The organism is Arthrobacter sp. 210 2 (genome assembly GCF_059093025.1).
Map to the genome: position 1 here is coordinate 87,336 of NZ_JBNHIE010000003.1, position 20,064 is coordinate 107,399.

General features: G+C 65.8%; 21 protein-coding genes. 9 read left to right on the forward strand and 12 right to left on the reverse strand.

Annotation, left to right across the window (positions count from 1 at the left end):
• Nucleotides 1-7: 7 nt before the first annotated feature.
• The 3 genes from AC5RWA_RS07675 to AC5RWA_RS07685 form a co-directional block, all read right to left on the reverse strand.
• Nucleotides 8-988 carry an alpha-ketoacid dehydrogenase subunit beta gene (locus AC5RWA_RS07675; RefSeq protein ID WP_079598025.1) on the reverse strand — a complete coding sequence of 327 codons (981 nt, stop codon included), beginning with the start codon at nucleotides 986-988 and terminating at the stop codon, nucleotides 8-10.
• Nucleotides 988-2,232 carry a pyruvate dehydrogenase (acetyl-transferring) E1 component subunit alpha gene (gene pdhA / locus AC5RWA_RS07680; protein ID WP_079598026.1) on the reverse strand — a complete coding sequence of 415 codons (1,245 nt, stop codon included), beginning with the start codon at nucleotides 2,230-2,232 and terminating at the stop codon, nucleotides 988-990. The genes AC5RWA_RS07675 and pdhA overlap by 1 nt, the downstream gene beginning before the upstream one ends.
• 149 nt (nucleotides 2,233-2,381) lie before the next feature.
• Nucleotides 2,382-3,500 carry a histidinol-phosphate transaminase gene (locus AC5RWA_RS07685; protein ID WP_494057145.1) on the reverse strand — a complete coding sequence of 373 codons (1,119 nt, stop codon included), beginning with the start codon at nucleotides 3,498-3,500 and terminating at the stop codon, nucleotides 2,382-2,384.
• A 120-nt stretch (nucleotides 3,501-3,620) separates the two neighbouring features.
• On the opposite strand from AC5RWA_RS07685, the gene AC5RWA_RS07690 reads away from it, so the two are divergent.
• The gene (locus AC5RWA_RS07690; protein ID WP_494057146.1) at nucleotides 3,621-4,049 is read left to right on the forward strand and encodes a phage holin family protein; all 429 of its coding nucleotides are present in this window, start codon (nucleotides 3,621-3,623) and stop codon (nucleotides 4,047-4,049) included.
• A 23-nt stretch (nucleotides 4,050-4,072) separates the two neighbouring features.
• Here the strand turns inward: AC5RWA_RS07690 and AC5RWA_RS07695 are convergent, their stop codons facing one another.
• Nucleotides 4,073-5,425, reverse strand: a complete 1,353-nt coding sequence (locus AC5RWA_RS07695) for a hypothetical protein (protein ID WP_494057147.1) — start codon at nucleotides 5,423-5,425, stop codon at nucleotides 4,073-4,075.
• 17 nt (nucleotides 5,426-5,442) lie between these two features.
• Nucleotides 5,443-5,742, reverse strand: a complete 300-nt coding sequence (locus AC5RWA_RS07700) for a hypothetical protein (RefSeq protein WP_275725288.1) — start codon at nucleotides 5,740-5,742, stop codon at nucleotides 5,443-5,445.
• Between the two features lie 173 nt (nucleotides 5,743-5,915).
• On the opposite strand from AC5RWA_RS07700, the gene purB reads away from it, so the two are divergent.
• Both purB and AC5RWA_RS07710 read left to right on the forward strand, forming a co-directional pair.
• Entirely contained in the window at nucleotides 5,916-7,358 is a 1,443-nt protein-coding gene (gene purB / locus AC5RWA_RS07705; RefSeq protein ID WP_494057148.1) for an adenylosuccinate lyase, read from the forward strand.
• Nucleotides 7,359-7,487: 129 nt separating this feature from the next.
• Nucleotides 7,488-8,165, forward strand: coding sequence for a histidine phosphatase family protein (locus AC5RWA_RS07710; RefSeq protein ID WP_494057149.1), 678 nt, complete (start codon nucleotides 7,488-7,490; stop codon nucleotides 8,163-8,165).
• Between the two features lie 10 nt (nucleotides 8,166-8,175).
• Here AC5RWA_RS07710 and AC5RWA_RS07715 read toward each other — a convergent pair whose 3' ends face one another.
• The 3 genes from AC5RWA_RS07715 to AC5RWA_RS07725 all read right to left on the reverse strand — a co-directional run bounded on the left by AC5RWA_RS07715 (nucleotide 8,176) and on the right by AC5RWA_RS07725 (nucleotide 9,903).
• Nucleotides 8,176-9,084, reverse strand: coding sequence for a serine/threonine-protein kinase (locus AC5RWA_RS07715; RefSeq protein WP_494057150.1), 909 nt, complete (start codon nucleotides 9,082-9,084; stop codon nucleotides 8,176-8,178).
• Entirely contained in the window at nucleotides 9,081-9,320 is a 240-nt protein-coding gene (locus AC5RWA_RS07720) for a hypothetical protein (RefSeq protein ID WP_494057151.1), read from the reverse strand. The genes AC5RWA_RS07715 and AC5RWA_RS07720 overlap by 4 nt, the downstream gene beginning before the upstream one ends.
• Nucleotides 9,321-9,390: 70 nt before the next feature.
• Nucleotides 9,391-9,903 carry a MarR family winged helix-turn-helix transcriptional regulator gene (locus tag AC5RWA_RS07725; RefSeq protein WP_275725282.1) on the reverse strand — a complete coding sequence of 171 codons (513 nt, stop codon included), beginning with the start codon at nucleotides 9,901-9,903 and terminating at the stop codon, nucleotides 9,391-9,393.
• A 154-nt stretch (nucleotides 9,904-10,057) separates the two neighbouring features.
• On the opposite strand from AC5RWA_RS07725, the gene AC5RWA_RS07730 reads away from it, so the two are divergent.
• The 5 genes from AC5RWA_RS07730 (at nucleotide 10,058) to AC5RWA_RS07750 (ending at nucleotide 15,226) form a co-directional block, all read left to right on the forward strand.
• The gene (locus tag AC5RWA_RS07730; RefSeq protein ID WP_079598036.1) at nucleotides 10,058-10,561 is read left to right on the forward strand and encodes a GNAT family N-acetyltransferase; all 504 of its coding nucleotides are present in this window, start codon (nucleotides 10,058-10,060) and stop codon (nucleotides 10,559-10,561) included.
• Nucleotides 10,562-10,613: 52 nt separating this feature from the next.
• Nucleotides 10,614-11,048 carry an acyl-CoA thioesterase gene (locus AC5RWA_RS07735; RefSeq protein ID WP_079598037.1) on the forward strand — a complete coding sequence of 145 codons (435 nt, stop codon included), beginning with the start codon at nucleotides 10,614-10,616 and terminating at the stop codon, nucleotides 11,046-11,048.
• 168 nt (nucleotides 11,049-11,216) lie between these two features.
• A complete protein-coding gene (locus AC5RWA_RS07740; protein ID WP_494057152.1) occupies nucleotides 11,217-12,293 on the forward strand; it encodes an extracellular solute-binding protein in 1,077 nt (358 codons plus the stop codon).
• 48 nt (nucleotides 12,294-12,341) lie between these two features.
• Entirely contained in the window at nucleotides 12,342-13,409 is a 1,068-nt protein-coding gene (locus AC5RWA_RS07745; protein ID WP_115526105.1) for an ABC transporter ATP-binding protein, read from the forward strand.
• On the forward strand, nucleotides 13,406-15,226 hold the full coding sequence (locus AC5RWA_RS07750; protein WP_494057153.1) for an ABC transporter permease: 1,821 nt from the start codon (nucleotides 13,406-13,408) through the stop codon (nucleotides 15,224-15,226). The genes AC5RWA_RS07745 and AC5RWA_RS07750 overlap by 4 nt, the downstream gene beginning before the upstream one ends.
• Here the strand turns inward: AC5RWA_RS07750 and AC5RWA_RS07755 are convergent, their stop codons facing one another.
• Nucleotides 15,227-16,282, reverse strand: coding sequence for an FAD-dependent monooxygenase (locus tag AC5RWA_RS07755; protein ID WP_494057154.1), 1,056 nt, complete (start codon nucleotides 16,280-16,282; stop codon nucleotides 15,227-15,229).
• Nucleotides 16,283-16,338: 56 nt separating this feature from the next.
• On the opposite strand from AC5RWA_RS07755, the gene AC5RWA_RS07760 reads away from it, so the two are divergent.
• Nucleotides 16,339-16,875, forward strand: coding sequence for a TetR/AcrR family transcriptional regulator (locus tag AC5RWA_RS07760; protein WP_494057155.1), 537 nt, complete (start codon nucleotides 16,339-16,341; stop codon nucleotides 16,873-16,875).
• Here AC5RWA_RS07760 and AC5RWA_RS07765 read toward each other — a convergent pair.
• The 3 genes from AC5RWA_RS07765 to AC5RWA_RS07775 form a co-directional block, all read right to left on the reverse strand.
• Nucleotides 16,872-18,062: a 4-hydroxybenzoate 3-monooxygenase gene (locus AC5RWA_RS07765; RefSeq protein ID WP_494057156.1), complete on the reverse strand. Its 1,191-nt coding sequence runs from the start codon at nucleotides 18,060-18,062 to the stop codon at nucleotides 16,872-16,874. The genes AC5RWA_RS07760 and AC5RWA_RS07765 overlap by 4 nt on opposite strands.
• Before the next feature lie 111 nt (nucleotides 18,063-18,173).
• Nucleotides 18,174-18,917: an IclR family transcriptional regulator gene (locus AC5RWA_RS07770; protein WP_494057157.1), complete on the reverse strand. Its 744-nt coding sequence runs from the start codon at nucleotides 18,915-18,917 to the stop codon at nucleotides 18,174-18,176.
• Nucleotides 18,918-18,977: 60 nt separating this feature from the next.
• On the reverse strand, nucleotides 18,978-20,042 hold the full coding sequence (locus tag AC5RWA_RS07775) for an FUSC family protein (RefSeq protein ID WP_494057158.1): 1,065 nt from the start codon (nucleotides 20,040-20,042) through the stop codon (nucleotides 18,978-18,980).
• Between the last annotated feature and the right edge of the window lie 22 nt (nucleotides 20,043-20,064).

Below are 20,064 nucleotides of genomic sequence, written 5' to 3' on the forward strand. Positions count from 1 at the left end.
GGTGTCCTCAGTAGGAGAGGGCGCGGTCCAGCGCCTCGAGGATGCGGTCGATGTCCGGAAGGTAGTCTTCCTCCACCTTGGCAACGGGATAGGGCATGTGGAAGCCGCCCACGCGGATCACGGGGGCCTCGAGTGAGTGGAAGGCACGTTCGCTGATCCGCGCGGCAATTTCGCCGCCGATCCCGCCGAACGTCGGGGCCTCGTGGGCGACGATCAGCCGGCCGGTCTTCTGTACGGAGGCCGTCACGGTATCGAAGTCCAGGGGCGAGATGGAGCGAAGGTCGATGACTTCGACGCTGCGGCCGTCCTCCTCCGCGGCATTGGCGGCCGCGAGGGCAACGGGAACCAGGGGGCCGTAGGCCACGATGGTGGCGTCGGTACCTTCCCGGAGGACGTGGGCCTTGAACGGATCCGCTGACGGCCCCGGGTTCTCCACATCCACGTCGCCCTTAAGCCAGTAGCGCCGCTTCGGCTCAAAAATGATCACGGGATCCAGGCATTCCACGGCCTGCTGGATCATCCAGTAGGCGTCATGCGCGTTGGACGGGGTGATGATGCGCAAGCCCGCAGTGTGGGCGAACAGGGCCTCCGGGGATTCGGAGTGATGCTCCACGGAACCGATGCCGCCGCCGTAGGGGATCCGGATGACCACGGGAACCGTGAGGTTGCCGTTGCTGCGGGCATGCATCTTGGCGAGCTGGGTGGTGATCTGGTTGAAACCCGGGAAGACGAAGCCGTCGAACTGGATCTCGCACACGGGGCTGTAACCCCGCAGCGCCAGGCCAATGGCAGTGCCGATGATGCCGGATTCCGCCAGGGGGGTGTCCACCACGCGGTCGGGGCCGAATTCACCGATGAGCCCGTCTGTTACGCGGTAGACGCCGCCCAGCGGGCCGATGTCTTCGCCCATCAGGAGTGATTTCGGGTTGCTGGCCAGGGTGGCGCGGAGGCCTTCGTTGATGGCCTTGGCAATGGTCATGGTGGTCATCAGTGGCCTGCCTTTGCTGCTGCCTGTCCGGCCGGTACCGCCGGGGGTTCCTCACCGGCAAACCCTGCGGAGTATTCCTCGAACCACGCCAGCTCTTCGGCCACCAGCGGGTGCGCCTCTGCGTAGGTGTTGGCGAAGGCGGAGCGGATGTTCGGGGTCTCAAGGTCATGGGTAGTGCGCCGGACGTAGGAGGCGAGTTCGTCGCCGTCGGCCTTGACCTGGGCGAAGAAGGCGTCGTCCGCGAGGCCTTGGGCGCGCAGGTATTTCTCCAGCCGCAGCAGGGGATCCTTGGCCCGCCAGGCGTCCTCTTCGGAGGACGGGCGGTATTTGGTGGGGTCATCGGCGGTGGTGTGGGCGCCGACGCGGTAGGTGAAGGCCTCGATCAGGACCGGGCCCTTGCCTTGGCGTGCGTGCTCCAGGGCCCACTCGGTGACGGCGTGGACGGCGATGACGTCGTTGCCGTCCACCCGGATGCCGGGGAAGCCGTAGCCCTTGGCACGGTTGGACAGCGGAACGCGGGTCTGCACGTTGGTGGGTACCGAGATGGCCCAGTGGTTGTTCTGGCAGAAGAACACCACGGGAGCGTTGTACGAGGAGGCGAAGACCATGGATTCGTGGACGTCACCCTCGGAACTGGCGCCATCCCCGAAGTAGGCGATGACCGCGGCGTCCGGCACCTCCGCCTTGGAGCCGGCGGCTGCGGCAAGCTTCTGGTCCCGCTGGATTCCCATGGCGTAGCCCACGGCATGGAGGGTCTGGGCGGCCAGGACCAGTGTGTAGAGGTGGAAGTTGGTGTCCTTGGGGTTCCAGCCGCCATTAGAGACGCCCCGGAACTGGCGGAGGAGCTCAGCCAGGTCCACGTTCCTCGTCAGCGCCACCCCGTGTTCACGGTAGGTGGGAAAAATGTAGTCCTGCGGCTGGCTGGCCCTGCCCGAACCGATCTGGGCAGCTTCCTGCCCGGTCAGGGGCACCCACAGCGCCAGCTGGCCCTGGCGCTGCAGCGCGGTGGCCTCCACGTCGAACCGGCGGATGGCAGCCATATCGCCGTAAAGCCCGCGCAGGGCATCGGGCGTGAGCTTGTCGGCGTACTCGCTGTACACCGGATCGGAACCCAGCTTTCCGTCGGGACCCAGCAGCTGCACCATCTGCGCCGGGGGCTCGCCCATAACGGCTTCCGCATCAGCTTCCCGCTGGTCGTCAACCGCTGTTCCGTCGAACTCGGTGGAAGGCAGATGTGTGCCCATACCGTCTCCTTGCTTGCCGCATCCGGATGCAATGCAATGTCGCTGGGATATATGCCTCAAAAGGAATACATTCCCGGTGCGGCATATACATTGGCTTACTGATCCTAACTTTATCTTCAGTAGGTAGCCGCAGGACTACTTGTTAAGCGCTAGGAACCCCGCGGGGCCTTTGTATAGTCGGCACATAACCGAAGGAAGCGCGTGTTGGCCTCTTGCTCGCCGACGCTAACCCTGACCCCCTCGCCGGGAAAAGCGCGTACCGAGAGCCCCTGGGCTCCCGCCAGCTCTGCAAATTGGCTGCTGTCGGACCCCAGATCCAGCCAGACGAAGTTTCCCTGCGCATCCGGAACAGCCCAGCCAAGGTCCCGCAGACCGGCAGTAACGCGGGCCCGCTCGTCCACCAGCGTTTGTACCCTTTCTACAACCTGAGGGAAATTCTGGAGGGAAACAATGGCCGCCTTTTCGGCAATCTGCGACACCGCGAACGGCGTCGCAGCCACCCGCAGGTGCTGGGTCAGCGCTGGATTGGAGACGCTGTAGCCGACGCGCAGGCCAGCCAGGCCGTGCGCTTTGGAGAAAGTCCGGAGTACCACCACGTTGGGGTATTTCCGGTAAAGGGCGATCCCGTCCACCACATTGGCTGCCCGCACGAACTCCTGGTACGCCTCATCAATGACCACCACGACGTTGGAAGGCACCGAGCGGATGAAGGCTTCGGTCTCGGCGGCGGTAAGGGCCGGGCCGGTGGGGTTGTTGGGCGTGCACAGGAGTATCACCCTGGTGCGGGCCGTAACCGCTGCCGCCATGGCGTCCAGGTTGTGCCGGCCGTCGGAGGTTACGGGAATCCGGACACTCTCCGCCCCGGCCAGGCCCACGCTGATGGGATAAGCCTCAAAGGAGCGCCAGGCATAGATGACTTCATCGGCCTTGCCGTCGTCGTTCTGGCCAGCGAACGCGGCGAGGATCTGGTTGAGGGCACCCAGGCTGCCCGCTCCGGTGACGATGTCCTCGGCGGGGACATTGAGGAAATCCGCGAGCGCCGCCCGAAGCTTGGTGCTGACCGGGTCCGGATAGCGGTTGAAATCGGTCTGCTGCGCGATCGCCTCGATAACTGCGGGGAGCGGCGGGAGCGGGTTCTCGTTGGAGGACAACTTGTAACTGGCCAGTCCGTCGACGGCGGCGGGCGGTTTTCCGGCCGCGTAGCGGGGCAGCCGGCCTACCACCGGACGCGGCGGGATTCCACCGGCCAGGGTCTCTGATGAGGTCATGCGCACTAGCCTACTTCTCGTGCGATAACCGTTCCGGGTGGTGCATTAGCTTCTTCCGGCGTGGGAAGAAGGCCCTACCGTACCCAGCCCCCGTCCAGCACGCTGTGCGAGCATGGGGCCATGGGTTCCTTCATTCTTCGGGTCATCATCAACGCCGCTGCCATCTGGGCAGCGAGCTGGGCCCTGCCCGGCCTGGAAATCTCCAGCCAGGAGGCCTCCGAGGCTGTGGCCAGGACCGGTGTTACGGAAGGCACGGACACCATCGGCCTGGTCCTGGCCTACCTCTTTATCGGTGCCATCTTTGGCGTGGTGAACGCGTTTGTCCGGCCCCTGGTGCGGTTCCTCGCACTCCCCATCACCATCCTCACCCTGGGACTCTTCACCATCGTCATCAATGCCGCGATGCTGTACCTGACGTCCTGGATCAGCAGTTACACACCGGTGGAGTTCACCATCGATTCCTTCTTCTGGACCGCCGTACTGGCGGCCATCATCATTTCCCTGGTATCGCTGGTGGCAGGTGTGCTGCCCGGGGGACGGAAGCGTTAGCCTGCCGGATTCCACCCGCGGGGCTACCGGCCGCCATGTCCCCGCCCGTGGGCGCGGGGGTCCTGCGGGGTGAGCGTGGGCATGGGGCCCTTAGCCCTCGAGAGGGAGAAACGGGTGGCCGTGGCGGTCCCGCCCACTCCAAGGACGCCTGTCAGCACTGCGGTGGACTGTATCAGGGACGGGTCGCTGCTGTCCGCGACCAGCCGCGCGGCATCCTGGTACCCCTCGAAGCTGTGGCCAGGGCCCAGCCCCTTATCCTCCTGAGCGGAAACGGGGGAGGCCATGGATACGGTGACCCGGTTGCGGGTTTCGGGGTTCGCCAGACCATCGCTTCCGGGCACCCAGTCAGCCTCGTGTTCAAGGTGCAGTGAGCTTACTCCCGCTCCCGGCCTGGTCCCGGCCACCGGCGAGCCGGCTGTCAGCACATACTTGACGTCGTACTGTTCCAGGACGCGGGGATCGGAAGCCAGGTTCATGGCATGGATCCCGCCCTGGCTGTAGCCCACCGCAACCACGGCGGCACCACGTTCTGCCCCGGCGGTTTCCAGAGCAGCAAGGACGGCCCGGTTGATCTCCTCCGAGCCGTACAGCATCGCCTCCGCGATGCCGGCTTCGTCGAAGGGGTTGTCACCGCCCGCGTACATTCCTGCCGCCTGGGTGCCGGGAAGGACCACCACGTACGTTGCAGCACCGCCGTTATGGACCTCAAGGACCTCAATGTGTCCGGGACCGCGGGCATCGACGTTCCGGATGCGCTCCAGGAGGCCGGCCGGTGATGCATCCAGTTCCACCTGGGCGGACTCTTCCTGCCGCGCGGCGAGCGGCCTGGGTATGAAGTTCGCGACCAGGAACATCAGGGCGTCCCGGACGAAAGGTTCCTGATCGATCCTTGCCCGGACATCCGGAGCCGCCAGCCCCAGCATGGTGATGATGGATTCTGCGGTCCGCCGGTCCGGGACTCCTGCTGCGGCCATGGTGGCCCACGAGGTGCTGAACTCCTCCACACTCGTGATTCCGAGGAACCTCCCGGCGTTGGCACGCCACTCCGCGTCCTCATAGTCCCGGAGGCAGGCACGTATCTGGCTGCTGATGCGCTGTAGCTCTGCCCTGGCAGCCTGGACGCGCCACTGGCCGTTCCGCACGGCGGCCAGGTGGGCGGACGTGGACCATGCCGGCTGCCGGTCAACCCAGCAAAGGTGGTCCAGGATCCGCCCGGTCTCCTGCTCAACGGCAACGAGGTCACTGGCCAGGGTATCCAGCTTCTCCGCGCCTGCCGTCAGCTCTTCGAGCTGGACGCTGATGCCCGTGGGGCCGCCCCTGATGCTCAGATGTCCCTCCCTGGAGGGGCCGAACAGGCGAATGCGGTCAGTGTCCATGGGTTGTCCGCCTTGCATCAGTGCTGGCTATTGGCGAGTGCAGCCGCGACGCTCTCCTGGGCATGCCGTGCAACGGCGGCCTTGGCTTCCGCCAGGCATTCCGAAGCCTGGCGCAGGGCAGCCTCCTGGCGGGCGACGGTGTTCCGGTAGGCCTGCCCCGCCGGTGACTGCCAGTCGAGCAGCTGGATAGCCCTCAGGCCAGCGATGACTTCCTCAACCCTTGCCATGCAGGACCCGAGCCGTCCCGCCAGTGGCATGAGGTCGGCGGCGACATGGTCTGCCGCTCCGGGCATGCCGTCCCCCAATACATTCCACATCCGCACTCCCCCACCCTGGGCAGCCCACGGGTTGCTGCCCTCGCATTGTTCTACTGGTTAGACAACGCTAAGGAAGACCCGGCAGCAACCCCAGCACCGCCGGCGGCTATGTGGACAAGTAACGTGCAAAGGCACGCTTAAGGAGCCGACGGAGTTCGTGAAAGAATCAGCACATGCCTGAAACTGCCGCCACAGCTGATACACGTACGCCCTCAGGACGCCTGGCCCTTGCCGCGTCACCGGAAAAAATCGCGCTCGGTCCCCTGGACGGCCGGTACCAGTCCGCCGTCGCGCCGCTGGTTGATTACCTGTCCGAAGCTGCGCTGAACCGTGACCGTGTGGCTGTGGAAGTGGAATGGCTCATCCACCTGACCAGCAACAACGTCCTCCCGGGCGCCGGGCGGCTCACACCGGAACAGGAGGAGCAGCTCCGCGCCATCGTCACCGAATTCGACGCCGCGTCAGTCGCTGAACTGGCCGAAATCGAAGCCGTCACGGTTCACGACGTCAAAGCCGTGGAGTACTACATCGGACGCCGCCTCCCCGGCATCGGCATTGAAAACCTGACGGCCATGGTCCACTTCGGCTGCACATCCGAGGACATCAACAACCTCTCCTACGCCCTGGGAGTCAAGGGCGCTGTGGAGGACGTGTGGCTGCCCGCTGCCCGCGCGCTCGTGGCCCAGATCAGCAGGATGGCTGAGGACAACCGCGCCGTTCCCATGCTGTCGCGGACCCACGGGCAGCCGGCCACGCCCACCACCCTGGGCAAGGAACTGGCGGTCATCGCACACCGCCTCACACGCCAGCTGGAGCGGATCGCCCGGACGGAGTACCTCGGCAAGATCAACGGTGCCACCGGCACCTACGCCGCCCACGTTGCTTCGGTTCCCGGCGCAGACTGGCAGCACGTGGCCAAGTCCTTCGTGGAAGGGCTGGGGCTGACCTGGAACCCCCTCACCACGCAGATTGAAAGCCACGACTGGCAGGCAGAACTGTACGCCGACGTCGCGCGTTTCAACCGCATCCTGCACAACGTCTGCACGGACATCTGGAGCTACATCTCCATCGGCTACTTCGCCCAGATCCCCGTGGCCGGAGCCACCGGTTCCTCCACCATGCCGCACAAGGTCAACCCGATCCGCTTCGAGAATGCCGAGGCCAACCTCGAAATCTCCAACGGCCTGCTGGACACCCTGGCCGCCACCCTGGTGACCTCCCGCTGGCAGCGCGACCTCACGGACTCCTCCAGCCAGCGCAACATCGGCGTGGCCTTTGGCCACTCACTGCTCGCCATCTCCAACGTCGCCAAAGGCCTGGAACGCCTGGACGTCGCTGAGGACGTGCTGGCCGGGGATCTCGACACCAACTGGGAAGTCCTGGGCGAGGCCATCCAGATGGTCATGCGCGCGGAGGCGATTGCCGGCGTCGAAGGCATGGAAAACCCGTACGAGCGGCTCAAGGACCTCACCCGGGGCCAGCGCGTGGACGCCGCCCGCATGCAGGAATTCGTGCAGAGCCTTGGCCTTTCGGCCGACGCTGAGGCCCGCCTGCTCGCTCTGACGCCCGGGAAGTACACGGGCATCGCCGACCAGCTGGTGGACCACCTCAAGTAGGCCGGTCGGCAAACATCAAAGGAAGTACGACGGCGGCGCCGGGCTCTGGCGGGCCCGGCGCCTTCGCGTTGCCAGGCCCTGCACGGCGCCGGTCCACGGTCCTGTTGCCGGGGTGCGAAACTGGAGAGCATGAAGCTGCTGCTCATCCGTCATGGACAAACCCCCGGCAACGTCCTTGGCCAGCTGGATACCGCCCATCCGGGGCCCGGGCTCACCGAACTTGGCGAACGGCAGGCCGAGGCCATGGCCAGGTCGCTGGCCAACGAGCCGATCGGCGCGCTGTATGCCTCCACCCTGATCCGCACACAGATCACCGCGGCGCCGCTGGGCAAGCTGCACAGTCTGGATGTGACCGTGCTGGATGGCCTTCATGAGATCGAGGCCGGCGCCTTGGAAAAACTGACGGACCACGAGTCCCACAAGCGGTACATGGGGACGGTGTTCGCCTGGGCGGCCGGGGATCTTGATGTCCGCATGCCGGCGGGGCCGGACGGCCACGCGTTCTTCGACCGCTTCGACGCTGCCATCACCCGGGTGGTGGACCAGGCGGCTCAAGGACAGCATGAAACTGCAGCGGTAGTCAGCCATGGTGCCGCGATCCGCACCTGGGCCGGGCGCCGGGCGGAGGACGCTGACCACGAGTTCGCCGCACGCCACGTACTGGCGAACACCGGAATCGTCGCCCTGGAAGGCGACCCCGACGCGGGCTGGAAACTGCTCCACTGGGACGGCAGCCCTGTCGGCGGGCTGGCCCTCGCAGATCCCACGGCAGAAGATCCTACCGGTGGGAACGTAGCGGGCCCTTAGCCGTCACGGCTCAGTGCCGCGGGACAAGCCGTGCGGCAAACGCCGCAGCCTCTTCCACCGTCGGACGTTCCCGGCTGTCCATGGCCGTCAGGGACCGCAGGAACGGCCTCCAGCGGGGCGCCACGACATCAGGAACATCAGGGCTGCGAAGCGTCCTGGCCACCAGGGATTCGATGGCAGTCCCGGGAAATGCCTTGGTCCCGGTCAGCAGTTCCAGGAGGACCAGCCCCAGGGAGTAGACATCCCACGACGGCCGGGCGGCCCCTCCTGCTGCCTGTTCCGGGCTCATGTAGTGCACTGTTCCGGAGGAGATGCCCGGCTCGGGTGCTGAGCCGGCTGCCGCTGTGATTCCGAAGTCGATGATCCGGACAGGACTTCTCCGCAGGCCGCTCAGCATCAGGTTGGCAGGCTTGATGTCGCGGTGGACCAGGCCCTTGGAGTGAAGGTGGGCGAGCGCACTGAACAGCCCGTGGGCCCAGACTGCCACGTCGCCGGGGTTGTGGCTGTTGATCCGGACTGCCTCGGACATGCTGGATCCCAGCGCCAGCTCCTGCACCAGGAACGGCCGCCCGCCGTGCGGTCCGTGGTCCGGCAGGGAACCGTGGGCAATGAACCTGATGATGGAGGGATGATCCAGCGCCGCCAGGATGCCGGCTTCGTTGCGGATCCGCTCGTGCTGCTTGGCTGAGTGCACCGAAGCCATCTTGACGGCCACATCCGGTCCGCCTGCGAGGTCCACGGCCCGGAAGACTTCTGCTGCGGAACCGCGCCCAAGGCGTTCCTTGAGGTAAAAGCGCCCCGCGACGACGACGCTTCCGTCAGGGTTCCCGGCGCGGCGAGGCCGGTGCGCACGTCCCCGTTCCGGGTGTCCCTGTTCGCTGGGTGCTTGTTTTGCGGGAGCCAGGGCGGGCGCGGTCATGGGTGCCGTGGCGGGACGCAGGCTTCGGCCAGGGCGGCCGCTTCATCGGCTGAGTCAGCGGGCAGCCAGGCATCGAGCTGGAATCCGCAGCGGCAACGCCATACCGGCGGCAGTTCGATGAGGACGGCATTGTCCGGCGGAAAGCTGTAACCAGCGCCCGCCGGCCCGATGGCAGGAGTGGCAAGTTCCATGGGCGTCCCGCAATGGACTTCGGTAAAAGTGGTCAACGCGCTCACGACTCCCTAAGGAAGAAACTTCAAGGTTGATCGTAAGCTTACATATTACTAGCCAGACTAGCTAGTCCGGCTAGTTACTTTTTTGGTGCCCGTCCCTGACGGAGAGGGCATCCGTCATCTGCTGCAGGAAGTCGACCACGACGTGGGCCTGGTCCGCCGTCAGACCTTCGGCAACAGTCATCATCCGGCGGTGCATCGCACCCAGCGTTTCGCGCACCTCCGTGTCGGATTCCACGGTGGGAATGACGACGATGGAACGGCGGTCGGAGGGGTGGGCCTCGCGGCGGACGTGCCCGCTGGCCACCAGCCTGTCGATCAGCGAGGTGGTGGACGCGCTGGTGATGCCGAGGAACTGGCTCAAATCCTTGGGAACAACCGCCTTCCCGGAAGCCTGGGCGCGGAGGAGGAAGCGTAGCGCCAGGATGTCCGTTTCGCCCATGCCCATGGAGTCCCTGGTGGAACGGCGGACGGCAGTCTCCGCGGCCCGGTAATCGCGCAGTGACTTCAGCACGGCAGCACCGTAATCCAACTGCCCGTCCGGACCGTACCAGTAGCCGGAGCCTTCGTTACCCGTGGAACCCATGGATTGATCTTAGACCAACTGATAAGTAGGCAAGCTAGCAATACGGGCTAAGCGGCCCGTCCACGTTATCCAACCGCTTACGCAGAAGAAACACCCGCGTAACCGCCGGCTTCTAGCCTCATAATGCATATCCCTTCGGCGAATCGAGGCAGACATGCAGACCAATCCGCGGCTGAACATCCGGCAGGTATCCTGGTCCAACCCTGTGGGCGCCGACCTGCGCCGCGCGCAGCAGGCTGAACTCGATGCGCGCTTTGGTACCCCTGACCACGAACCCGGCACACCGCCGTCGGGCGCTGATTGCGCCGTGTTCCTCGTGGCGTATGACAAGGGATCGGGCCAGCCCGTGGGCTGCGGCGGCCTCCGGCTCCTGGATTCCACCACCGCCGAGATCAAGCGCCTGTACGTCCTTCCCTACACCCGAGGCTCGGGCGTGGCCAGCTCCATCCTGGCCGCACTGGAGGCAGAGGCACACAAACAGGGGATCACCAGGATCAAGGCCGAAGCCGGTTCCGCACAGCCGGACGGCCGCAATTTCTACCAGAACTCCGGGTTTGAGCCGGTCCCGAATTATGGTCCCTATATCGGGGTGGAACACTCCTACTGCTACGCCAAGAGCATTGATGCACGAAGCGCTGCCCACACGGCCATGGCATAAGGGCCGGCGTCATAAGTGCGTAGGGGTTCCGCGCCTCGGCTAATCTCGGCCTATGGAAACAGCAGACATCACCTTCCGCACCCGCAAGTGGGTACGTCCTGAGGACCTCAACGCCAACGGGACCCTGTTCGGTGGAAGCCTGCTGAAGTGGATTGACGAGGAAGCCGCGATCTACGCCATCCTCCAGCTGGGCAACGGCAGGGCGGTGACAAAGTACATCTCGGAAATCAACTTCGTCAGCTCGGCCGTCCAGGGCGACCTGATCGAGATGGGCCTGACGGCCACGCGGTTCGGCAGGACATCGCTGACCATGCGCGCCGAAGTCCGCAACATGATCACCCGGCAGAGCATCCTCACCATCGAGGAGATCGTCTTCGTTAACCTGAATCCCTCCGGAAAGCCCGAACCGCATGGCTACACGGAGATCACCTACGACCGCGACCGCATTCCCACCCACCACCTGACGGAAACGGTGACCCAGGACTGACGTTTCACCCGGCGTTCACCCGCACGCCGCCCACCATTCCCTCCACTGGACCACAGTGAACAGCCGGGCTGTTTATCGAATCGATAGCAAAACAGCCCCCCATTCCGCACGCCCGGCTATAGGCTGTGCGGACATGCTCCGGTTCCAGTGCAGAAATGAGTCCTGATCGTGCGTAAATTGCAGTCCTTGGTTGCCGCCGCCGTCGCCGCCGCCCTTCTTGCCGGATGCGGCGGTGCCGCAACTCCGCCCGCTTCCTCCGCGGACGCGTCCTCCGCTCCCGCCGGGGGTTCCGGCGAAACGCTGGTGGTGTACACCAACTCCAACGGCGAAGGCCGCGGCGAATGGCTGACCGCCAAGGCAGCAGAAGCCGGCTTCACCATCGAGATCGTGGGTGCCGGCGGCGCGGACGCCACCAACAAACTGATTGCCGAGAAGAACAACCCGATCGCGGACGTGGCCTTCGGCTTGAACAACATGTACTTCTCGCAGATCAAGGCCGAAGACGCCCTGGAACCGTACACCCCCTCCTGGGCAGGCGAGGTGGACAAGGAACTGGGCGACGGCGAAACCTACTGGCCCCTGGTGAAACAGGCCATCCTTCTGGGCTACAACTCAGACAAGATCTCCAAGGACGCCGCCCCGCAGGACTGGACGGACCTGTGGACCAAGGATGAATTCAAGGACCGCTACGAGCGCGTGACCGGACTGGGCACGGCCACCGCCCAGCTCGTGTTCGCCGGCATCCTCAGCCGCTACCGGGACGACTCCGGCGACCTGGGCATTTCCGATGAGGGCTGGCAGCAGGTTGAGCAGTACTTCCAGAACGGCAGCCCGGCCGTTGCCAAGACCGACCTTTTCGCACGCATCGCTTCCGGCGAGGTGGACATGGGACAGATGCCGTCCTCGATCATCGCCGAACGGGAAAAGTCCTTCAAGGTGAACGTTGACACGGTCATTCCCTCCGTGGGTGTCCCGCTCGCGGTGGAGCAGATCGCCCTGGTGAAGGGGACCGGGAAGAAGGAGCAGGCGCAGAAGTTCATCGACTGGTTCGGCAGTGCGGATGTCCAGGGTGCGTTTGCCCAGCAGTTCAACTCCATGCCGGTGAACAAGTCCGCCGAAGCGAAGGCCAACCCCGAGGTGGTGGACTTCTTCGCGGACCTCAAGCAGCAGGACATCGACTGGGAGTTCGTGCAGGAGAACATGGGCGCCTGGGTGGAGAAGATCGAGCTCGAGTACATGACGTAGTCCGGTTTCCCGCCGCCAGCTTTCCCGCTCCACCAGACAGGTTTTGCCATGATCCGCTTGGACAACATTGAAGTTTCCTTTGGTGACTTCACCGCCATACCGCACCTGGACCTGCACGTCCGGCCGGGCGAATTCTTCACCCTGCTGGGCCCGTCAGGCTGCGGAAAGACGACGGCGCTGCGCACCCTGGCAGGTTTCATCCAGCCGTCCGCGGGCACTGTCCACGTGGACGGCAAGGACGTCACCCGGCTGCCGAGCGATAAGCGGCAGGTGGGCATGGTGTTCCAGAACTATGCCCTGTTTCCGAGCATGAGCGTGTGGGAGAACATAGCCTTCGGCCTGCGGGTCCGGAAGGAGAAGCAGGCCGACAGTGACCGGCTTGTCCGGGACATTGCCCGCCGGGTGGAACTCAGTGATGAGCAGCTGGCCAAGAACGTGGCCGAGCTGTCCGGCGGGCAGCAGCAGCGGGTGGCCGTGGCGCGGGCACTGGTGCTGCGGCCCAAGATCCTGCTGCTGGACGAGCCGCTGTCCAACCTGGACGCCAAGCTCCGCCACCAGCTCCGGCAGCAGCTCAAGGACCTGCAGAGCGAGTTCGGCATTACCACCGTGTACGTCACCCATGACCAGGACGAAGCCCTGGCCATGAGCGACCGGGTGGCCGTGTTCAACAAGGGAGTGGTGGAGCAGGTGGGCACCCCGCAGGAAATCTACGACCATGCCGGCACGGAGTTCGTCTGCAACTTCATCGGTGACAGCTCCACCCTGACACCGGAGTTCGTGGCCGAAGTGAACCGTCTTTCCGGCGCGCAGCTCAGCACGGAAGCCACCTCCTACCTGCGGGTGGAGAAGGCGTCACTTGCCGCACCTGCCGGCGGCAGCCCCGCCGTCGGACTTCCCGGTACCGTAGTATCCCGCACCTACCACGGCCTGCACAGCCGGTATGTGGTGCGCAGCCACGGCGCGGAGATCCGGCTGCTGGTCAAGGAGGACGGCGGAGCCCACCCGGAACCGGGAACGGAAACCACTGTCTACCTCCAGCCTGCCCATATCCTGCAGTACCACCGGGAAACAGGCGTCGCCCTGAGGCAGCAGGAACAGGCGGTCGTCCTGCCATGAGCAGCGCGTCCGTCCGCGGCATGGTCCGCTCCCCGTTCGTCCTGGTGGTGGGTGTGGTGCTCACCTGGTTCATCGCCGCGTTCCTGGTATGGCCCAACGTCAACGTCCTGATCGCCACGTTCTTTCCGGACGGCAGCTTTTCCGGGCGGGCGGCCGAAAAGCTCTTCTCGTCCCAGCGGGCCATGAAGGCGCTGGGCAACAGCTTCCTGCTGGCAGTGGCCCTGTCCATCACGGTCAACCTGGTGGGCATCTTCATTGTCCTGGTGACGCATTACTTCCGGATCCGGGGCTCACGGATCCTCTTCCTGGGCTACGCCTCCACGTTCATCTACGGCGGCATCGTGCTGGCCGCCGGGTACAAGTTCATCTATGGGGACAAGGGGATTGTCACGTCCTTGTTGGTGAAGGTGTTTCCCGGCATGGATCCGGGCTGGTTCTCCGGGTTCTTCGCTGTCCTGGTGGTGATGACCTTCGCCACCACCACCAACCACATGCTGTTCGTGGCCAACGCGCTGAAGGGCATCGACTACCAGACCATCGAGGCCGCCCGGAACCTGGGCGCCTCCACCTGGACCATCCTGCGCCGGATTGTGCTTCCCATGCTCAAGCCCACGCTGTTCGCCGTGACCATCCTGTCCTTCCTTACCGGGCTGGGGGCACTGAGCGCCCCGCAGGTGCTGGGCGGGCGCGATTTCCAGACCATCACCCCGATGATCCTGACCTTCACCAACAGCCCCACCTCACGGGACCTCGCGGCGCTGCTGGCCGTGATCCTTGGCCTGGCCACCATCCTGATGCTCGCGGTGATGTCCCGCCTGGAGAAGGGCGGGACCTACTTCTCGGTGTCCAAGGTGTCCTCCGAGCTGCAGAAGCAGGAGATCACCAACCCCGCAGCCAACATTGCCGTCCATGTGCTGGCATACCTGCTGTTCGCGGTGTACACACTGCCCGTGGTGCTGATCGTGCTGTATTCATTCGCGGACGGCGCCGCCATCCAGACCGGCCAGCTCGCCCTGGGCAACCTCACCCTGGACAACTACGTGCGGGTCCTGACCCAGCAGTCCGGGCTGCGGCCGTTCATCGTCAGCGTGGTGTACAGCGCACTGGCCGCGCTCATCGCCGTGGGCGGGCTGCTGTTCGTGGCCCGGCTGCTGCAGAAATACAAAAACTGGGCGGCAACAGCTTTCGAATACCTGCTGCACATTCCCTGGATCCTGCCTTCGGCACTGCTGGCCCTTGGCCTGATCATCAGCTACGACCACCCCAATCCGCTGGTGGGCGGTGCGGTGCTCACAGGCACCACGGTGATCCTCCTGATCGCCTTTGTCACCGTCAAGATCCCGTTCACGCTCCGCATGCTGAAGGCTTCCTTCGCCTCGGTGAACTCCTCGCTGGAGGAAGCGGCGGCCATCATGGGTGCCAGGACGCTGTATGTGTTCCGGCGGATCCTGCTGCCGCTGGTGCTTCCGGCGGCCGCCGCCATCACCGCACTGAACTTCAACAGCCTGCTGGACGACTACGACACGGCCATCTTCCTGGCCCACCCCCTGGTCCAGCCGCTGGGCCTGGTCATCAAAGCCAACACCGACGGCGCCGAAGGCGTGGCGGGGGTTGCCAACACCTTCGTCTACACAGTGCTCCTGATGGTGATCACCGGGGTCACCATGTATCTCGTCTACGGCCGCTCAAGCAGGGGCAAGTCACGGAAGAAGCGGCTGCCGGCCGTTCCGCCCGCCTCCCCGGTTCCCGGTCCGGGTCTTCCTGGAACGCCGGTATCCACAGAGGATGCCGCACAGCCGGCAGCTCCCGTCCGGTGATCAGTCCGCGGAACCGCTGACGACGGCGGAACGTCCGTTCCGCCGTCGGGCGAGGCTGAGGAGGCGGTCGCGGAAGGGCTGGCCACCGTCGGCGAGGGCGACGCGCCCCAGCGCCGAGGATGCCAGGCTCAGGACGCGGGTCCGCAGCCGCCGCTGCCGGTCGTAGGCACGCAGTGCCTGGTCTTCGGGCAGCGTGTTGAGAAGGTCAGCCAGTGTCACCGCGTCCACCAAGGACTCGCAGGCGCCGCGACCCAGGGTGGGGAGCATGGCGTGGGCGGCATCGCCGATGAGCGCGGTCCGCCCGCGGACATAGGAGCCCAGGCGCGGAACTGTCCAGATCCGCTGGACCAGGCATGCTTCGGGAGTGGCTGCGGCCAGCGTGCGGCGGATGGCGGGGGCGTGGGTGGCATAGCGTTCCCGGGCGTGGTCCAAGGCTGATGCTGCGTTAATCCCGTACGGGCCCACCCCGGAGCGGTAGCTGGCGTACCAGAAGGACCCTCCCCTGGCGGCAGCCATGCCGAACAGGTCGCCGCGGCCCCAGTACTCTCCCACCTCGCCGGGACTGACCGGAGCTGGGAGAGTGCCGCGGAGGGCGAGGTACGGGGTGAGGCGGGCATCGGTTGCGGCGCCCCAGATCTCCCGGCGGACTGCGCTGTGCACGCCGTCGGCGCCGACCACAAGGCTGCCGTCGGCAGGAAGTGATGTGACGTTGCTGGTAATCCGGTGGACGGTTCCCGGGACTGCGCCGTCCAGCAACCGGAGAAGGTCAACCCGGGATATGCCGAACATATCCCCCACGCTGACGGTGACCCACGGCTCACCCTGGGCGTCACGGACCGATCCGCTGCCGATCACCGGGCTGACCGCCCGCGCCTCTTCAAGGATTCCCAGCCGCTCCAGCGCACGCTGGGCATTCGGCCACATGCCCAGCGCGTTTCCGACAGCGGGCAGTTCGGGGCGCTTCTCATACACCGTCACCTGGAACCGGTCCGGGTCCAGGCAGGCGGCCAATGCCAGTCCCGCGATTCCGCCGCCAACGATCGAGATGGTTTCCATGCCTGTGATTCTACTACTTTTGTAGTGGATGGCTAGGGGGCAATTAGACTGTGGCCATGCCCGACAGACGCACCGAATTGATGGACGCCGCCCTCGCCGTGGTGGCGGAGAAGGGCATGAAGGGCCTCACCCACCGGGCAGTGGATGCCGCCGCACACCTGCCCGAGGGCACCACTTCCAACTACTACCGGAACCGCGCGGCCCTCGTGGAAGCGGTGCTTGACCGCATGCTGGAGCTGGACGCCGCACTCCTGCAGGACCAGGGCCCCGCCGGTCCGCCGCAGGACATTGAGGAACTGGCAGACCAGCTGGCCACCCTGATGCTGGCGCTGGCCGGGCGGCACGCGGGGCTCAGCCGCGCCCGCCTGGCCATCTCCCTCGACAGGCCCGAGTCAGTGACAGCGGGACACTTCCGGCTGGTGGGCGGCCTGGAGCAGGCCCTCGCCGCGCTGGGTGTGGCGGATGCGCCTGCCCGGGCACGGGACCTGGCGGACTACGGCGACGGCGTGCTGCTGCACCTGCTCACGGTCAGGCGCGATGAGCAACCGGACGGTGCAGCCATCGCCGCAGCAGTCCGGCGGCTGCTGGCTTAGCGGGCGCCGGGCCAGCCGGTGTAGGCCTCGGCGAGGTAGGCCAGTCCGTGCCGGGAGGAGACGACGGAGTTGAGTTCGCCGAGCTGGCGTGCACGGGAGAAATCGTCGGCGTCGGCGGGGGTGTGGAGCATGGTGGTCATCCAGTAGGAGAACTGCTGCGCCTTCCAGACCCGCTCCAGGGCGCGGTCGCTGTACGCCTCGAGCAGGCGGTCCGATCCGGAGTTGTAATGGGTGTCAAGTCCTTCGAAGAGGACCTTGACGTCATGGATGGCAAGGTTCAGGCCCTTCGCGCCGGTGGGCGGGACCGTGTGGGCGGCGTCCCCCACGAGGAAGAGGTTGCCATGGCGCATCGGGGTGTGGACGAAGCTGCGGAACGGCAGGACCATTTTCTCGATGACCGGCCCTTCCTTGAGCTCGAAGCCGTTGCCGTTCACGCGGCTGCGGAACTCGGCCCAGATGCGGTCGTCGTCCCAGTTGGCGACGTTTTCCTTGGGGTCGCACTGGAAGTACATCCGCTGCACGGTTTCGGTGCGCTGGCTGATCAGTGCGAAGCCGTTGGCCGAGTTGGCGTAGATCAGTTCGTCGGAGCTGCGCGGAGCCTCGGCCAGGATGCCGAACCAGGCGAAGGGGTATTCGTGGAAGTACCACTTGCGGTGCGCCTCGGGGATCTGGAACCGGCAGTGGCTGCGGGAGCCGTCGGCGCCCACCAGGAAGTCTGCCTGGATTTCGTATTCCACGCCGTCGGAGTCGGTGAACCAGACCTTCGGCTTGCCTTCGAGGTCGTGGACGGTGGTGTCCGTGACGCTGTACCGGACGTCGCCGCCGTCGGCCGTCCTGCGCGCGGCGAGGTCCAGGAAAACGTCCGTCTGCGGGTACAGCCAGACGGACTCCCCCACCAGGTCCTTGAAGTCGACGCGGTGGCTTTCACCGTTGAAGCGCAGCTCAATGCCGTCGTGCCGGTCCCCGTCACGCAGCACCCGGTCCGAGACGCCGCTGTCCACCAGCAGGTTGACCGTCCCGTGCTCCAGGATTCCGGCCCGGACCGTCTCGGAGATCTCCTTGTGGCTGCGGACTTCAATGACGGTGGACTCGATGCCGGCCTTGGCCAGCAGGTGGGACAGCATCAGCCCGGCGGGGCCGGCGCCCATGATGGCTACCTGGGTGGTGATGATCTTGCGTGCTGCCATGATTCTCTCGCTTCGTTGCGGGGCCGCTGGGGCCGGTTCAGTGCGTCTGGCTAACAGTGTGCACCGCCAGGGGTGACCGTCGTTACAGCAATTCCGTTGAATGGTTCCGGGTCAGGAGTCGGCAAGGTTCCGGGCAATGCCGCGGGCGGCTGTCTGCAGGGCGGGCACCAGCGCCTGCAGGCGCATCTCGCGCAGGGGAACCACGACGCCGAGGGATGCCACCGCGCGCTGCTTGCGGTTAAGCACGGGGACGGCGATGCCCCACGTATCCGGGTCCACGACGCCAGCCAGCTGGGCGAAGCCCTGATGGGACGTTTCGCTGAGCAGCGCGCGGATGGCGTCCCTGGTGACCTTTCCGTCGGGGTCGACGAACTGCTCCAGGTATTGCGCCTGGAGCGCCTTGTCCTGGTGCGCCATCAGCGCCAGCCCCGCAGAAGAGATGTGGACGGGCATCCGCCCGGCCACCTGGGCACGGTTGGCCACGGAACCCCGCCGGGACAGCCGCTCCACGAAGAGCGCCTCCCAGCCGTCCAGCACGGCGAAGTTCACGTTCTGGTTGAGCACATGCTGGATGTCCTCCATGAACGGCATGGCCGCCTGGCGCAAGGCAAGGGTTGGGGACGTGCGGTTCACCAGCTCCCACAGCCGCAGCCCCGGACGCACCATGCCCTCAGGCCCCGTCTCCAGGAGTCCATGCCCCGCCAACTGCCGGACCAGCCGGTGCGTGGTGGTGAGCGGCAGGTCCGCCCGGACCGCAAGGTCGGACAGCTGGAGCGTGCTGACTTCCGGCGGAAAGGCAGAGATGAGCCGGACGATCCGGTCCACCACCGAATCGCCGGACCTCGAATTCGCCACGCAGCACCAGCTTCCGATGAATGGTTGAAGCCTCAGGGTACCGCCCGCCGCTGCAGGCGGCTAGGCCGTCGTCGTGCGTTGACGCACGCGGCGCCACGCTCCCGGGGCAAGCACCACGGCAATCCCGACGGCGGCCCCGATCACCGTTTCGATGATGCGGTCCCGGAGCAGGATGCCGGGCGCCGAAGGCACCACCAGCAGCGTGGAGATCAGTGCCAGCGGGGTGACGAACACCTGGGCCAGCAGGTACTGCCGGATGATGAACATCTCCGCGCCGAACTGGCACAGCGCCATCACGAGCACCGTCTGCCACGGTTGCAGCCCCAGCAGCACGATGCCGGCCAGGATCACCAGGCCCAGCACCGTGCCGATGATCCTTTGGATTCCGCGGCGCACCCGGTGGCGGGTGGTGTGCCCCACGAGCGGAACCACGGCAGCCACCATGGCCCAGTAGTTGTGGCCGAATCCAAGCCGTTCCCCTGCCCAGGTGGCCAGTGCCCCGGCGAGCCCGGCGGCCACCAGGTAGCCAAAGCCTTCCAGCCATGCCGCCCGTTTCTCGTCCGGGGTGCGCCGGATGGGCCGGGGCCTGGCCCACGGCGTGCGGTGGCTGGGCAGCACGCGGGAGGAGAATCCGATCAGCAGGCAGAAGCCGGTAGTGAGGACGGAAACCAGCATGCCCTGCCACAGCGGGGGCTGGTTGGGGATGGAGGCAATGGCGGCGAAGGCAAAGATGTGGAACAGCGAACCGGCCGGGCGCAGCCGCAGCCACGAGATGGCCACCGAGCAGGCCCCGGCAACCACGGTGGTGGCGAGGACCAGGAGCCAGGTGGTGGTGGGGACGTCCAGGCCCCAGGCCGCCTCCATCCTCGCCGCGAGGGCAGCCAGGAGGATCACCAGCAACATCAGCAGCCCGGCGCGCAGCTGCAGCGCGAAGCGGATGCCGTGCGGCTCGCCGCGGCCGTAGATTCCGGCGAACGCCCCGAAGGACGCGAAGATGGCCAGGTCCAGCCTCCCCAGGAGGACCAGGATGAAGAGCGGAACGAAAACTCCCACGGCGCATCTCAGGGCAGGGTGGTGGTCCTTGTTGGCGGGAGCAATGCTGAACATCTCAGCGAGCATCTTCACGTGGCAATAGCGCCTTTCCTGC

Excerpts from the sequence above, each read along its gene's own strand:
- AC5RWA_RS07675 (WP_079598025.1), bottom strand. The coding sequence starts at position 988 with ATGACCACCATGACCATTGCCAAGGCCATCAACGAAGGCCTCCGCGCC.
- pdhA (WP_079598026.1), bottom strand. The coding sequence starts at position 2,232 with ATGGGCACACATCTGCCTTCCACCGAGTTCGACGGAACAGCGGTTGAC.
- AC5RWA_RS07685 (WP_494057145.1), bottom strand. The coding sequence starts at position 3,500 with ATGACCTCATCAGAGACCCTGGCCGGTGGAATCCCGCCGCGTCCGGTG.
- AC5RWA_RS07690 (WP_494057146.1), top strand. The coding sequence starts at position 3,621 with ATGGGTTCCTTCATTCTTCGGGTCATCATCAACGCCGCTGCCATCTGG.
- AC5RWA_RS07695 (WP_494057147.1), bottom strand. The coding sequence starts at position 5,425 with ATGGACACTGACCGCATTCGCCTGTTCGGCCCCTCCAGGGAGGGACAT.
- AC5RWA_RS07700 (WP_275725288.1), bottom strand. The coding sequence starts at position 5,742 with ATGTGGAATGTATTGGGGGACGGCATGCCCGGAGCGGCAGACCATGTC.
- purB (WP_494057148.1), top strand. The coding sequence starts at position 5,916 with ATGCCTGAAACTGCCGCCACAGCTGATACACGTACGCCCTCAGGACGC.
- AC5RWA_RS07710 (WP_494057149.1), top strand. The coding sequence starts at position 7,488 with ATGAAGCTGCTGCTCATCCGTCATGGACAAACCCCCGGCAACGTCCTT.
- AC5RWA_RS07715 (WP_494057150.1), bottom strand. The coding sequence starts at position 9,084 with ATGACCGCGCCCGCCCTGGCTCCCGCAAAACAAGCACCCAGCGAACAG.
- AC5RWA_RS07725 (WP_275725282.1), bottom strand. The coding sequence starts at position 9,903 with ATGGGTTCCACGGGTAACGAAGGCTCCGGCTACTGGTACGGTCCGGAC.
- AC5RWA_RS07730 (WP_079598036.1), top strand. The coding sequence starts at position 10,058 with ATGCAGACCAATCCGCGGCTGAACATCCGGCAGGTATCCTGGTCCAAC.
- AC5RWA_RS07735 (WP_079598037.1), top strand. The coding sequence starts at position 10,614 with ATGGAAACAGCAGACATCACCTTCCGCACCCGCAAGTGGGTACGTCCT.
- AC5RWA_RS07745 (WP_115526105.1), top strand. The coding sequence starts at position 12,342 with ATGATCCGCTTGGACAACATTGAAGTTTCCTTTGGTGACTTCACCGCC.
- AC5RWA_RS07750 (WP_494057153.1), top strand. The coding sequence starts at position 13,406 with ATGAGCAGCGCGTCCGTCCGCGGCATGGTCCGCTCCCCGTTCGTCCTG.
- AC5RWA_RS07755 (WP_494057154.1), bottom strand. The coding sequence starts at position 16,282 with ATGGAAACCATCTCGATCGTTGGCGGCGGAATCGCGGGACTGGCATTG.
- AC5RWA_RS07760 (WP_494057155.1), top strand. The coding sequence starts at position 16,339 with ATGCCCGACAGACGCACCGAATTGATGGACGCCGCCCTCGCCGTGGTG.
- AC5RWA_RS07765 (WP_494057156.1), bottom strand. The coding sequence starts at position 18,062 with ATGGCAGCACGCAAGATCATCACCACCCAGGTAGCCATCATGGGCGCC.